The organism is Kitasatospora sp. NPDC048722 (assembly GCF_040650235.1).
Classification (GTDB): domain Bacteria; phylum Actinomycetota; class Actinomycetes; order Streptomycetales; family Streptomycetaceae; genus Kitasatospora.
In genome coordinates, this window is record NZ_JBEZGX010000046.1 from 67104 (window position 1) to 80234 (window position 13131).

Genomic DNA, 13131 nt, shown 5'->3' on the forward strand with positions numbered 1-13131 from the left:
CCGGTGGGCCCGGCGGCTCAGCCGCGCTCGACCAGGGCCGGGTGGCGCGGGTCGTCGACGCGGACGACGACGTCGGCGGCCTCGGACGGGGCGGTCTCCGCCTCGTAGCGGGCGAAGGCGGGCAGCGTCCACCGTTCGTCCTCGGGCGTGCGGCGGGCGAGCGCGGCCGGGGTGAGGGCGAGGTGGACGGTCAGCTCCAGCGGCAGCCAGCGGCCGAGCAGCAGCGCGCCGTCGAGCACCAGCACGCCGCCGGGCGGGAGCCGGGTGTACGGGGCGCGGGTGGCGCGGTCCGTCACCGGGTCCCACAGGGACGGCAGGACGCGGCCCGTGCCGCCCGGCTCCAGCGGGTCGAGCACCTCGCGCGACAGCGCGCCGTCGTCGAGCCAGAGGTCGTGGAAGGCGTCCGCGTCCCGCTTGCCGTACTCCAGGCGGATCGACGCCGGGCGCAGGAAGCCGTCCGCCGACACCCGCAGGGCGGGCCGCCCGCGCAGCCGCAGCGGCTCGACCAGGGCGTCGGCGAGGTCCCCGGGGCGCGCGGCGGGTGCGCCGTCGACGGCGACCCGCAGCCACCGCTGCCCGGCGCCGGGCAGCGCGGTGATCCGCTCGGCGAGGTGCTCGGCGAGCAGGTCGGGAGAGATCGGGCGCACCTGCACCGGGGCCGCCTAGACCGGGGCCAGCGGGAGCGCGTGCAGGACGTCGTCGTGGCCCGCGTACAGGCACTTCGCGTCGGCGGCCAGCGACCAGACGTCCTTGCCGGGGCCGGAGTCGCGGAAGGTCCAGAGCAGGCGGCCGTTCGCGGCGTCGACCGCGCACACGCCGCCGCCGGCCGGGCCGGGGACGTAGAGGACGCCGTCGGCCACCATCGGGTGGCTGCGGGCATCCAGCAGGAACGGCAGCCGGAGCGACCAGAGCGCGTCCGGGCCGGCCTCGGTGTGCGCGGTGACCAGGCCGTTGTCGCGCGGGAGGAAGACCGTGCCACCCGCGATCAGCGGGGGCATGGCGCGCCAGTTCTCCCCCCGTGCGGGCGGCAGCGTCCAGAGTTCGGCGCCGGTGACGAGGTCGAGGGCGCGCAGGCCGCCGGTACCGTCCGGGACGTGGACGGCGCGCTGTCCGATCGTGCACCAGCGGAGGTTCTCGCTGCCGGGGGCCGTCCAGCGCTGCCGCCCGGTGGCGGCGTCCCGGACGACCAGTTCGGTGCGGCCCTCGCGGGTGCGGACGGAGGCGATGATGCCGGTCGGGCCGGAGGAGGGGGCGAGCAGCCTCTCGCCGAGGTCGGCGGGGGAGGCCCACAACAGCGTGCTGTCCGTGATGCGCACCGCGAACGCCTTCTGCGCCGGGCTCCGGTCGTTCTCGGTGGGCAGGGCGTAGGCCGTGCCGTAGAGGGCCGCGCCGTCGCAGCCGGCGAGGACGACGTCGTCGCTGACGGCCTCCGGCAGGGCGACGGTGAGGTCGGCGGAGGGGTCGGCGAGGTGGCGCCCGTCGATGTGGCCCCGGGAGGTGGTGAACACGCGGTCGCCGCTGATCACCACGCGGGCGGCGGTCGGGTCGTCGCCGAACTGCCGCTCCGGGGGCGCGAGGGGCAGCAGCCGGGTCGGCGCGCCGGTCGCCGGGTCGAGCAGCTGGAGGCCGGCGCTCGTGACGTACACCGGCCGGTTCGGCCGGGCGGTGAGCCGCTCGGGTGTCATGGCCTCGGGCCCGCGGTACGTCCACACCGGCGTCGGCCCCGAGACGGCCACGGGGGGGCGGCGGGGCCGGTCGCGGGGCCGGCCGGTCCTCCCGGGGGCGGCCGAACGCCCACGCGGCCCCGCCGGCGGCCAGCACCCCGGCCCCGACCAGCAGCCCGCGCCGGCTCATCCGGGGCCCGTCGCCGCCCCCGCCGACGACGTCCCCGAGCGCCCCGTGCGCGTCGCCGCCGTCCTCCCCGTCCCACTGCCACGCCGCCCCCGGCACCTCGCGCTCGGACGACGACGACCGCATCTGGCCATCCGTTCCCCCAGGGGCAGCCATCGCGCTGCCGATCACCGGGAGGATATCGAACAGCCCTCGAACCGTCCGGTTCCGAGGGGCCGGAACCCTGGGGTGCGGCGCACGAAGGAAGCGCGCCCGCAGGTCACCGGCGAGCAGTTGCGACTCCTGGTGCGCTGCCCGGTGCGCGGACATCGAGATCGTCGACGACGCGGTCCCCGTTCGCCCCGGCGCGGCCAAGCGGCCCGACCACCAGGCCCGGCTGCCGGCGAACGCGCTGGACGTGGCCGGGGGAGCGAGTGGAACGCCGGCACGGACTTCGACGTCGGGTGGCCACCGGCAGTGACGGGCGGGGCGCGCTGGGCGGGCGGGGCGGGCGGGGTTCGCCTTGACAGCGTTCGGGGCCCGGCGTAGCAAAAGAGCATGCGCCAGGGTGAGCCCGGCGGTCCGAACGGGCCGCACCGTCCCCGCGAGCCCGATGCCGCCGCCGGGGCGGCGCACGAACGGGACGCCCTGATGGCGGACGCCGTCCGGGCGGTGCTCGGCGGGACGGGGGCGTACGGGGCGATGGTGCACCTGCGCTCGCGGGACCGGCGGTCACTGGTGCTGTGCACGATCGCCGGGGTGCCGCTGTCGATCATGAGCCCGTTCCGGCGGGTCGCGGCGGCCGGGCCGCTGCCGGTGGCCGTCAGCTTCCGCACCGGGCGGACGATCACCCTCGCCGACAGCGAGGACACCATGCGGCGCTTCCCGCAGCTCGCCGTCGGCATGCCGTACGACTTCGCCTCCGCGTGCGTGCCGGTGACGGCGGGCGAGGAACGGTTCGGCGTGCTCAGCGCCCTGTGGGCGGCCTCCGACGACGGGGTGCCGCCGGGCGCTCCGCTCCGGCTGCGGTCGGTCGCCGAGCGCCTGGCGGCCGGGCTCGCCGGGCTGGAGGCGGCCGGTCGCGCCGTCGAGCCGAACGGGGACAGCCCGGTGGTGGAGCTGCCCCCGCCGTCCGTGCCGACCACCCGGGTGGGCCTGTTCGACTGGAACACCGCGACCGGCGCGCTCGCGGCCGACGAGCAGTTCCGGGAGATCTTCGGCTTCGCGCCCGGCGAGTTCGACGGCCGCGTCACCTCGCTCACCGCCCGGATCGCCCCCGGCGACCTGCCCGAGTTCCGGGCCGCCGCCAAGCTCGCCCTCGAACACGGCGAGGTGCTGGCCGCCCGGGTGCGCGTGCTCGGCCGCGACGGCCGCCCGTACCCCGTGGAGCTGTGGGCGCGGGTGCCGGGGGCCATCGAGGAGTACGCCGCCCACCTGGTCGGCGCCGTCCTGGACACCCGCGCCCTCACCGCCGCCGCGGCGGCCGTCGAGCGGCTGCGCGAGGGCGTCTTCTCGCTCGACCCGGACGGCCGCATCACCTACGCCAACCGCGGCGTCGAACCGCTGCTCGGCGCGGTCCGCGAGGAACTGATCGGCCGCCTCCCCTGGGAGGCCATGCCCTGGCTCGCCGACCCCTTCTACGAGAACCGCTACCGCGCCGCGATGCTCTCCCAGCAGCCCACCGCGTTCCTCGCCGCCCGTCCGCCGGGCGGCTGGCTGGCCTTCTCGCTCTACCCGGACGCGCACGGCGTCACCGGCCGGGTCGTCGCCGCCGAGGCCCCGCCCGGTACGGCCGACGCGCCCCCGGCACCACCGCGCGGCCTGCGCCCCGGCCTCGGCGACACCTACCACCTGCTCCAGCTCGCCAGCGCCCTCACCGAGGCGGCCAGCGTCGCCGACGTGTGCCGGGCCGTCTCCGAGCAGATCCTCCCGGCGTTCGGCGGCCAGGAGCTCGCCATCTACGCCGTCCGCGACAAACGCCTCCACCTCGTCTCCCAGGCCGGCTACCCCGACGGGTTCCTCGACCACTTCGAGGGCACCCCCATCAGCGCCCGCGTCCCCGGCGCCGAGACGCTCAGCACCGGCACTCCGATCTTCTTCGAGGACGTCCACGAGCTCTCCGCCGCCTACCCCGGCATCGCCCTCGACGAGATGGGCGCCTGGGCCTTCCTGCCGCTCATCGCCTCCGGTCACCCCGTCGGCAGCTGCATCCTCGGCTTCGACCGGCCCCGTCCCTTCACCACCGAGGAACGCGGCCTGCTCACCGCCCTTGGCGGCTTCATCGCCCAGGCCCTGGAACGCGCCCGCCTCTACGACGCCGAGTTCGCCCTCGCCCGCGGCCTCCAGCAGGCCCTGCTGCCGCACCGGCTGCCCGACGTCCCGGGCGTGCGCACCGCCGCCCGCTACCTGCCCGGCACCCAGGGCATGGAGATCGGCGGCGACTGGTACGACGCGATCGTCACCGGCGGCGACCTCACCCTGGTCATCGGCGACGTCGAGGGCCACAGCGTCGCCGCCGCCGCCACCATGGGCCAGCTGCGCAGCGCCGTCCGCGCCTTCGCCAGCGGCGGCGAACCGCCCGACCGCGTCCTCGTCCGCACCAACCGGCTGCTCCTCGACCTCGATCCCGGACTGCTCGCCAGCTGCTGCCTGGTGCGGCTCACCCCGGCCGACGGCACCGTCCGGGTCGCCCGCGCCGGGCACCTGCCGCCGCTGCTGCGCCGGCCCGGCGGCTCGGCGGAGGTGCTGGACCTGGCGGGCGGGCCGCTGCTGGGGGTGGCCGACGTCGCGGAGTACCCGGTCAGCGAGCTGCGCCTGGCGGCCGGGTCGGTGCTCGCGCTGTACACGGACGGGCTGGTGGAGGATCCGGCGGTGCCGATCGACCAGGGGCTGGAACGGCTGCGGGTCGTGCTCGGGCACCCCGGAGGGGAGGGGCTGGAGGCGCTCGCGGACCGGGTGCTGCGGGAGGTCGGCTCCACGCACCGGGTGGACGACGTCGCGCTGCTGCTCACCGAATTCCGCGGGGAATAGGGCGTGTTTCCCGGCTCAGGTCGGAGGGCGGCACCCGGCCCGAGCCGGAGGGCGCGTCCTGGGAGCGGTCAGGCGCGGGCGGCGACTTTCGTCGGGCGGCAGCGCTACGAACGGTGACGGCGGCGGACCCGTCCGTCCGGTTAGCCTCGGACGGGTGAACGCGATTGCACGGGCCTGCACGAAGGCGGTACGGACGGCGCTGCCCGGGCCCTGGCGGCCCTGGACGGTGGTGCGCGAGGTGGTGTCCGTCCTCGTGCTGGGCGGGTTCGCCGTCCTGCTGGAGATCGTCGGCCGCACGGGCTTCGCGGTGCCGGTCGGGATCGGGACCGTCCTGCTGTTCCTGCTGCGGCGGGCCTTCCCGGCGAGCGTCCTGCTGGTGACGGCAGCCGTGGGCGGCTGGGCCTCCGGACCGCTCCCGCTGCTCGTGGTGGCCGGCTGGGCGGCCGGTGCGCGGGTGCGCCGGGTCGGCGTGCTGGTCGCGACCTTCGTCGCGAGCTGGGCGCTGTTCACCGTGACCGGCGTGCTGAAGGACGCCGGCTCGATGTCGCCGAAGGCGATCATCGCGATCTCGCTGGGCGGCTTCCTGATCACGGCGGTGCTGCCCGCCCTGTGGGGGCGCTACCGGGCGCAGCGCCGCGCGCTCCTGGACGCGCTGCGGGAGCGCAACGACCAGCTGGTGCGCGAGCGCGTCATGGTGGTGCACCAGGCGCGGTTGCGCGAGCGGCACCGGATCGCCCAGGACATGCACGACAGCCTCGGCCACCAGCTCGCGCTGATCTCGGTGCACTCCGGCGCGCTGGAGGTGGACCGCACGCTCACCGACCGGCAGCGCGAGGCGGTCGGCGTGCTGCGGCAGGCGGCGGTGGCGGCGATGCGGGAGCTGCGCGAGGTGGTGGGCGTGCTGCACGACGAATCGACGGCGGTGCCGTCGGCGCCGACGTCGGCGGGTGCGTCCGGCGGCCGGGGCGGGGTGGACGGGATCGAGGGCCTCGTCGAGTCCTCGCGCGCCGCCGGGGCGGAGGTGGCCTTCCGCACGGAGGGGGAGCGGCGTCCGCTGCCCGCCGCCGTCGACCACGCGGCGTACCGGATCGTGCAGGAGGCGCTCACCAACGCGCACAAACACGCCCCCGCTGCACCGATCACGGTCGCGCTCCGGTACGAGCCGGACGCGCTCGTGGTCGAGGTCACCAATCCGCGTGCGCCGGAGCTCGTGGGCGCGCGTGCCGGGGTGGGGCAGGCGGTCAGCGGCGGGCAGGGCCTGACCGGCCTGCGGGAGCGCGCCCGGCTGGTCGGCGGCATGGTGCACGCCGGGGCGACCCCCGACCAGGGCTTCCGGCTGGCGGGGATGCTCCCGTACGAAGGGGCCGCGGACGGCGGGGGCGACGGCGGCGAGGCCGGCACCGGGGGCGAGGACTGGGTGCTGGAGGGACTGCCCGTCGGCGAGGACGGCGACCGGCGGCGCAGTCCGGCGCTGGGGTGCGCGGTGGGAGTGGTGGGCGTCGGGCTCACCGTGCTGGGACTGCTCGTGTGGGGACTGTGGGTCTTCATCCAGGCCAGCGACAACGCGACCGTGAGGAAGGACGTCTATGACGGGATCCAGGTCGGGCAGTCGGAGTCGGACGTGCTCGGCCGGCTGCCGCGCGGGGCCTCCTGGCTGACGGAGGGCTTCGACAAGGGCGGGCCGCCGGTGCCGGAGGGCGCCCACTGCGTGTACTTCCAGGCCGAGGACTCGAAGGCGAGGTTCGGCGAGGACAACGCGGTGCGCTTCTGCTTCAAGGACGGCGTCCTGGTGGACAAGGAGCACTACCTGGTGAAGGAGTGACCGGGCCGGTCGAGGTCCGGCCGTGTCCGGATGTGAGGATGGTGCCGCCGCCCATTCAGCACCGTTCGAGGGGATGTCCAGCGTGATCCGAGTCCTCGTCGCCGACGACGAGCCGCTCATCCGGGCCGGGATCAGGATGATCCTCGCCTCCGCCGACGACATCGAGGTGGTCGCGGAGGCCGCCGACGGACGGCGCGCGCTGGAGCTCGCGCGGGCGCACCGGGTGGACGTCGTACTGCTGGACATCCAGATGCCGGTGATGGACGGGCTGACGGCACTCGGGGAGCTCTCGAAGGCCGCACCCGGCGCGCGGGCCTTGATCCTCACCACCTTCGGTGAGCGCGAGAACGTCCTGCGCGCCGTGACCGAGGGGGGCGCGGGTTTCCTCCTCAAGGACACGGCACCGGCCGAGCTGATCCAGGCGGTGCGTGCCGCGGCGAGCGGCAACGCGTTCCTGTCACCCGCCGCGACCAGGCACATCGTCGATTCGCTGGCCTCGGGGCGCAGCGGTTCGGCCGCCGCCCGCAGCGCGGAGGCGCGGCGTCGGCTGGAGGTGCTCACCGGCCGTGAGCTGGAGGTTCTCGCGCTGCTCGGTGAGGGACTGTCCAACGCGGACGCCGGCGCGCGGATCCACATGAGCGAGGCGACGGTGAAGACCTACGTGAGTCGGATCCTGGCCAAGTTGGGGTGCGAGAACCGGGTCCAGGCGGCGCTGCTGGCGCGGGACGCGGAGCTGGACGGGCGCGGCTGAGCGTGTTCCCGCGACAGCGGAGCGTGTCCGATGTGGCGCAGGTCACTCAATCGCTGCGCGGAGGTGGGAACTTCGGTTATTTCCGTGACGGCCGGTCAGTGATTCGTGACGTTCCGTCGATAGTGTGCGCGATCTGATGAATGGACAGGTGTGACCGAGCGCACGGGAATTGAACATCTGATCTTGAAAATCCGATCACATGTGGTCGAACTGGACGCCGCTTCTTGATCGATACCGCCGGTAACAGTCAACTGACCTGCGTACCCGAAGAATTGCTTGCCGTGCCGACCGAACCGCCCCTAGCTTCATTGGCGGCGCAACGAGCGCTACCCGGGTTCACCCCGACGCACGGCCCGCCGACTGACCCCCGGCGCGAGGGCCGTACCGCCGACGCGACCGGCCGTACCCAGGCCGTCGGCGAGCGGAGGTGGCCGGGGCGGCACGGCACGTCCGACGCGTGCCCCGCCGTCCATCGAGTGAGGCGAACGGATTCGACCGGCCCCGTCCAGGGCCTGGTTCCGTCTGCCTGCCCGGGGCTTGTCGAGAGGATCTACATGAATCCCCGTCACGAGACCGCCACTGCCACCGACTCCACGACCTCCACCCCCGCCTCCGCCAAGCGCAACCGCCTGCGGATCGGGATCGTCGCGGGTGCCGCCGTCGCGGCCCTGCCGGTTGCCGGCCTCGTCACGGCCACCTCGGCCTCCGCCGCGCCCGCCTCGTCCTGGGACGCCGTCGCCCAGTGCGAGAGCGGCGGAAACTGGAGCATCAGCACCGGCAACGGGTTCTACGGCGGGCTGCAGTTCACCTCCGGCACCTGGGCCGCGTACGGCGGGACCGCGTACGCCTCCCAGGCCAACCACGCGACCAAGGCGCAGCAGATCGCGGTCGCCGAGAAGGTCCTCGCCTCCCAGGGCCCGGGCGCGTGGCCCGTGTGCTCGCACAAGGCGGGCCTGAGCAAGGGCGGAGCCCCGGCGGAGGTCGCGGATTCCGTGAACGACGCCCCGGCGAAGCCCGCCCAGCCGGCGGCCAAGCCGGCCGCGAAGCCGTCGAAGCCGGCGGTGAAGCAGGGCACCGGGCAGGACGGCAAGCAGGACACCAACCAGGCGACCAGGCCTGCGACCAGGTCGACGCCGCGGACGCAGCCGCAGGCCCAGCAGGCGCCGGCGAAGCCGGCTCCGTCCACCGGGAAGGCGCCGTCCACCGGGAAGAACGGCTCGGGTGGCAGCTACACCGTCCAGAGCGGTGACACGCTGAGCGAGATCGCGGCCAGGTTCGGCACCGACACCGACACGCTGTACGGCAAGAACCTCCGCACCATCGGCGACGACCCGGACCTGATCTTCCCGGGGCAGGACCTGACCGTCTGACGCATCGTCGCCACCGTTCGACCGCACACCGAGCGGCCATCCCGAGACCCGGGGATGGCCGCTCCGCGCGTTGTGGGGGCGGGGCCGGGGTCCCGGGTCCTCGGCCGGGCCGCTCGGCGCTCCAGGGGGCCGCGGGCGGCCCTTCGGCGTGTCGGGACCGTGCCGACGGTCCGCGGGCCGGGGCATCGTGCCTGGTCGGACGGCGTGTCGATAGGGTCCTCCAATGGTGCGACTGATACCCGACGACGAGCTCGTGGGCTCGTCCGTGGTGGCCAACAACACGATGAACCGCGAGCGCGGCCTCAGTGGGGTGAACAGCTATGCGCGGGAGCTGGGGTTCGACCCGGCCGAGTGGCTGCTCGCGCGCGGCGGGGCCGCGCCGGCCTGGCTGGATCTGTGCAGCGGCGAGGGGCGCGCGATGGTCGAGGCGGCGCGTCGACTTCCCGAGGGGGCGGTTCTCACCGGCGTGGATCTCGTCGGTCCGCTCGCGCCGCCACCTGATGCCGATTCACTACCGGGATTGCGGATGGTCACGGCGGCGCTCGCGGACTGGACCCCGCGCCGGTCGTACGACCTGATCACGTGCGTCCACGGCCTGCACTACCTGGGTGACCAGCTGGGCGTCATCGCCAGGGCCGCCGCGTGGCTCGCGCCGGACGGGCGGTTCGCCGCGCACTTCGACCCGGAGTCGGTGCGGTGGGCCGGCGGGGCGAGTGCGGGGCGGGCGGTGGTCGCGGCGCTGCGCGAGGCCGGGTTCGCGTACCGGGCGCGGCGGCACCTGCTGGTGCTGGAGGGCGGGCGGAGCGTTCACCTGCCGTTCGCGTACGCCGGGGCGGACGCGGATGCCGGGCCGAACTACACGGGGCAGCCGGCGGTGGCGTCGCACTACCGCGCACACTGTTGAACCTTCAACGCAACGTCCGAATACCGCCGGAGGTTTGCGCCGCCGCCGTCGAGGATCGAGTCGTGCCCGACAACGGGCGCTGAACGCAGACGACTTGGGAGGCCACGATGAACGGTGCGATGGGGCTCGACGGCAAGGTGGCCCTGGTGACCGGCGGGAGCCGGGGGATCGGGGAGGCGATCGCGCTGCGGCTGGCCGAGGACGGCGCGGACGTCGTCCTCACGTACCAGGGGAGCGCCGAGCGGGCCGAGGCCGTCGCGGCGAAGATCACCGCGTCGGGGCGGCGCGGCTGGGCGGTCCGGGCGGACTGCGCCGACCCGCAGGAGGTCCGGGCCGTGGTGGCGGCGGCCGTCGGGCGGTTCGGGCGGCTCGACGTCCTGGTGAACAACGCCGGCGTCGGGGCCATGGGGCCGATCGGCGACACGACGGTGGCGGACGTCGACCGCGTGCTGGAGGTGAACGTCCGGGCGCCGTACCTGTTCGCCCAGGCGGCCGCGCCGCTGCTGTCCGAGGGCGGGCGGATCGTCACGATCGGCAGCTGCATCGCCAAGCGGGTCGCCTTCGGCGGCGCCGTGCTGTACGCGACCAGCAAGGCCGCGACGATCGGGCTGACCAAGGCGCTGGCCCGCGAGCTGGGGCCGCGCGGGATCACGGTGAACGTGGTCCACCCCGGACCGGTCGACACCGACATGAACCCGGCGGACGGCGAGTCGGCCGCGTTCCAGGCCGGGCTGACCTCGCTCGGGCGGTACGGCACGGGGGCGGACGTGGCAGCGGCCGTCGCGTACCTGGTGGGCGAGGACGGTCGGTACGTCACCGGTGCCGAGCTCGCGGTGGACGGCGGCTTCGCGGCCTGACGGACGCGCCGGGTTCCCCGGCCCCGGCGTGGCGCCGGGGCCGGGGGCCGGGCGGTGGTTCGTGGTCGCGGTTAGCATCACGGAGACCGATCACCTGCCGTCCCAGGAGGGCCGTGACATGACCGCGACCGACGACCCGATCGACCTGCTCGCCCGGGCGCTCGCCCAGACCGCCGGCCTGATCGACGGCACGGGCGTCGAGCTGGCCGGCCACCCGACGCCCTGCCGCTCGTGGGACGTCGGCACGCTGATCAGCCACCTCCTGTTCGACCTGCGGCAGTTCACGGTCCAGGCCCGCGGTGGTCGGCCGGACTGGTCGCAGTCCTTCGATCGGGTGGAGGCGGACTGGCTGCACGCCTTCGAGGCCGGCGCCGAGGAGCTGGTCGACGCCTGGCGGGAGGCCGGGGAGCTCACCGGCACGCTGGACGTGCCCGGAGTGGGGTCGTTCCCCGCCCGCTTCCCGGTGGACCAGGAGATCGCGGAACTGGCCGTCCACGCTTGGGATCTGGCCAAGTCGACCGGGCAGTCCACGGACGGGCTGGATCACGAGGTGGCGCTCGCCGCACTCGAATGGGCGCGCGGAGCGCTCAAGCCGGCGTACCGGGGCGCGGACGAGGCTTCCTTCGCGTTCGGCCCCGAGGTCGCCGTGCCGCAGGACGCTCCGCCGTACGACCGGTTGGCGGGGTTCTTCGGCCGCGACCCGCGGGCGGTCGTCCCGGGGGCGTGAACCGGCGGGGCAGGGGCGTGCGGAGCGCGCGTGGGAAACGGAGTGCGCCGCGCGCCCCGTTGCACGTGCGCGGCCCGCCTTTCTAACGTCCGGTCATGACCATTTCCACGGAGCCCATCGGCAGCATCCCGCGCTCGTCCGCGCTGCTCGCCGCCATCACCGAGCACGCCGAAGGGCGCCTCTCCGACGCGGACTTGAAGAAGCTCCAGGACGAGGCCACCGCCGAGACCCTCGCCCGACTGGAGGAGATCGGCTGCCCCGTCCTGGTGGACGGCGAGCAGGCCAAGCCGAGTTTCGCGACGTACCCCCTGACCGGTCTGAAGAGCCTCGACGGGGGCGGCGCCGTCATCCCGTTCGCCGACGGGCACACCCGGCAGCTGCCGAGCCTGACCGCCGGGCCGTTCCGGTACCAGGTGCGCGCCGACACCTACCTGCGGGACGCGCTGCGCCACACGTCGAAGCCCGTCAAGCAGGCCGTCATCGCGCCGTCCGCGCTCAGCCTCCTCTACCCGGCCGACGGCATCGACGGGTACGCGCGCGAGGCGTTCCTGGACGACCTGGCCGACGAGGCCGAGGCGGACATCCGGGGCTGCCTGGACGCGGGCGCCCACACCGTCCAACTCGACTTCACCGAGGGGCGGCTGTCGCTCAAGCTGGATCCCTCCGGCGGCCTGCTGGACGCCTTCGTGGCCCTCAACAACCGGGTGCTCGAACGCTTCTCAGCGGAGGAGCGGGCGCGCATCGGTGTGCACACGTGCCCGGGCGGGGACCTCGACTCCACCCACAGCCTGGACGTCGACTACGCCGGGCTGCTGCCGAAGCTCTTCCAGCTGAAGGTCGGCAAGTTCTACGTGCAGCTGGCGAGCGAGGCCGACCCGGACCGCGTCCTCGCCGTCATCGCGGACCATCTCCCCTCGGACGCCAAGGTGTTCATCGGGGTGACCGACCCGATCGACCCCCGGGTGGAGACCGCGGAGGAGGTGCGCGACCGCGTGCTGGCGGCGGCCCGGCACATCCCGGTCGACCGGCTGGGCACCACCGACGACTGCGGCTTCTCGCCGTTCGCCGACGACACCTCCACCTCGCGCGAAACCGCGTTCGCCAAGATCGCGGCACGGGTGCGCGGCACGGCGCTGGCGGCGAAGGAGCTCGGAGTCTGACCCGGGTGTGATCTCGGCCCCGGCGCCGGCTTCGGCGGAAACGCGCCCTCCGCCGGAGCCGGGGCCGGGGCCGTCCGCTGCGACTACGACGCCGGCCGGGTGGCGGCCGCGGCCTGCTTGATCGCCTCGCGGATGCGGGGGTAGGTGCCGCAGCGGCAGATGTTCTGGATCTGGTCGATGTCGGCGTCCGTCGGGGTGGGGGTGCGGCGCAGCAGGGCGGCGGCCGTCATGATCTGGCCGGGCTGGCAGAAGCCGCACTGGGCGACGTCGCAGGCGAGCCAGGCCTCCTGGACGGGGTGCAGGGTGTCGCCGTCGGCGAGGCCCTCGATCGTGGTGACTGCACGGCCCGCGCAGTCCTTGACCGCCGTCGTGCAGGGCTGGAACTCCCGGCCTTCCAGGTGACTGGTGCAGGCGCGGCAGACGCCCACGCCGCAGCCGTACTTGGGGCCGGTGACGCCGAGCTTGTCGCGCAGCACCCAGAGCATCGGCATGTCGTCCGGCGCGTCGACGGTGACCGGCTGTCCGTTGAGGACGAAGGTGTGGCTGGGCATGGGGAGGAGGGGTCCTTCGGCGGGAACGTGGTCGGGAGGGATGCTCTTATGGATGTCAAGCAGCGATGGTGAGCTGCTCGGTGGTGGTGCTCGGTGTGCTGGGCGTGGTCAGGACTCGGTAGATCTCTC

Annotated in this window: 11 protein-coding genes; 8 read left to right on the forward strand and 3 right to left on the reverse strand. The window is 74.7% G+C overall.

Annotation, left to right across the window (positions count from 1 at the left end):
* Positions 1–17: 17 nt before the first annotated feature.
* Both AB0C76_RS29320 and AB0C76_RS29325 read right to left on the reverse strand, forming a co-directional pair.
* On the reverse strand, positions 18–653 hold the full coding sequence (locus tag AB0C76_RS29320) for a uridine kinase (RefSeq protein ID WP_359971348.1): 636 nt from the start codon (positions 651–653) through the stop codon (positions 18–20).
* Between the two features lie 9 nt (positions 654–662).
* Positions 663–1685, reverse strand: a complete 1023-nt coding sequence (locus tag AB0C76_RS29325) for a PQQ-binding-like beta-propeller repeat protein (RefSeq protein ID WP_359971350.1) — start codon at positions 1683–1685, stop codon at positions 663–665.
* A 703-nt stretch (positions 1686–2388) separates the two neighbouring features.
* Between AB0C76_RS29325 and AB0C76_RS29330 the strand changes: the two genes are divergently transcribed.
* The 8 genes from AB0C76_RS29330 (at position 2389) to AB0C76_RS29365 (ending at position 12451) form a co-directional block, all read left to right on the forward strand.
* Positions 2389–4860 carry a SpoIIE family protein phosphatase gene (locus tag AB0C76_RS29330; protein WP_359971352.1) on the forward strand — a complete coding sequence of 824 codons (2472 nt, stop codon included), beginning with the start codon at positions 2389–2391 and terminating at the stop codon, positions 4858–4860.
* 154 nt (positions 4861–5014) lie between these two features.
* Positions 5015–6682, forward strand: coding sequence for a histidine kinase (locus AB0C76_RS29335; protein WP_359971354.1), 1668 nt, complete (start codon positions 5015–5017; stop codon positions 6680–6682).
* Positions 6683–6764: 82 nt separating this feature from the next.
* Positions 6765–7433 carry a response regulator transcription factor gene (locus tag AB0C76_RS29340; RefSeq protein ID WP_359971371.1) on the forward strand — a complete coding sequence of 223 codons (669 nt, stop codon included), beginning with the start codon at positions 6765–6767 and terminating at the stop codon, positions 7431–7433.
* Between the two features lie 554 nt (positions 7434–7987).
* Positions 7988–8803 (forward strand): transglycosylase family protein, encoded by an 816-nt coding sequence (locus AB0C76_RS29345; RefSeq protein WP_359971356.1) that lies wholly within the window; start codon positions 7988–7990, stop codon positions 8801–8803.
* A 223-nt stretch (positions 8804–9026) separates the two neighbouring features.
* Positions 9027–9707, forward strand: coding sequence for a class I SAM-dependent methyltransferase (locus AB0C76_RS29350; protein ID WP_359971358.1), 681 nt, complete (start codon positions 9027–9029; stop codon positions 9705–9707).
* Between the two features lie 107 nt (positions 9708–9814).
* Positions 9815–10564 carry an SDR family oxidoreductase gene (locus AB0C76_RS29355; RefSeq protein WP_359971360.1) on the forward strand — a complete coding sequence of 250 codons (750 nt, stop codon included), beginning with the start codon at positions 9815–9817 and terminating at the stop codon, positions 10562–10564.
* 118 nt (positions 10565–10682) lie between these two features.
* Positions 10683–11291 (forward strand): TIGR03086 family metal-binding protein, encoded by a 609-nt coding sequence (locus AB0C76_RS29360; RefSeq protein ID WP_359971362.1) that lies wholly within the window; start codon positions 10683–10685, stop codon positions 11289–11291.
* Positions 11292–11386: 95 nt separating this feature from the next.
* Positions 11387–12451: a cobalamin-independent methionine synthase II family protein gene (locus tag AB0C76_RS29365; RefSeq protein WP_359971364.1), complete on the forward strand. Its 1065-nt coding sequence runs from the start codon at positions 11387–11389 to the stop codon at positions 12449–12451.
* Positions 12452–12534: 83 nt separating this feature from the next.
* Here AB0C76_RS29365 and AB0C76_RS29370 read toward each other — a convergent pair whose 3' ends face one another.
* A complete protein-coding gene (locus AB0C76_RS29370) occupies positions 12535–13002 on the reverse strand; it encodes a (2Fe-2S)-binding protein (RefSeq protein ID WP_359971366.1) in 468 nt (155 codons plus the stop codon).
* Positions 13003–13131: the final 129 nt, after the last annotated feature.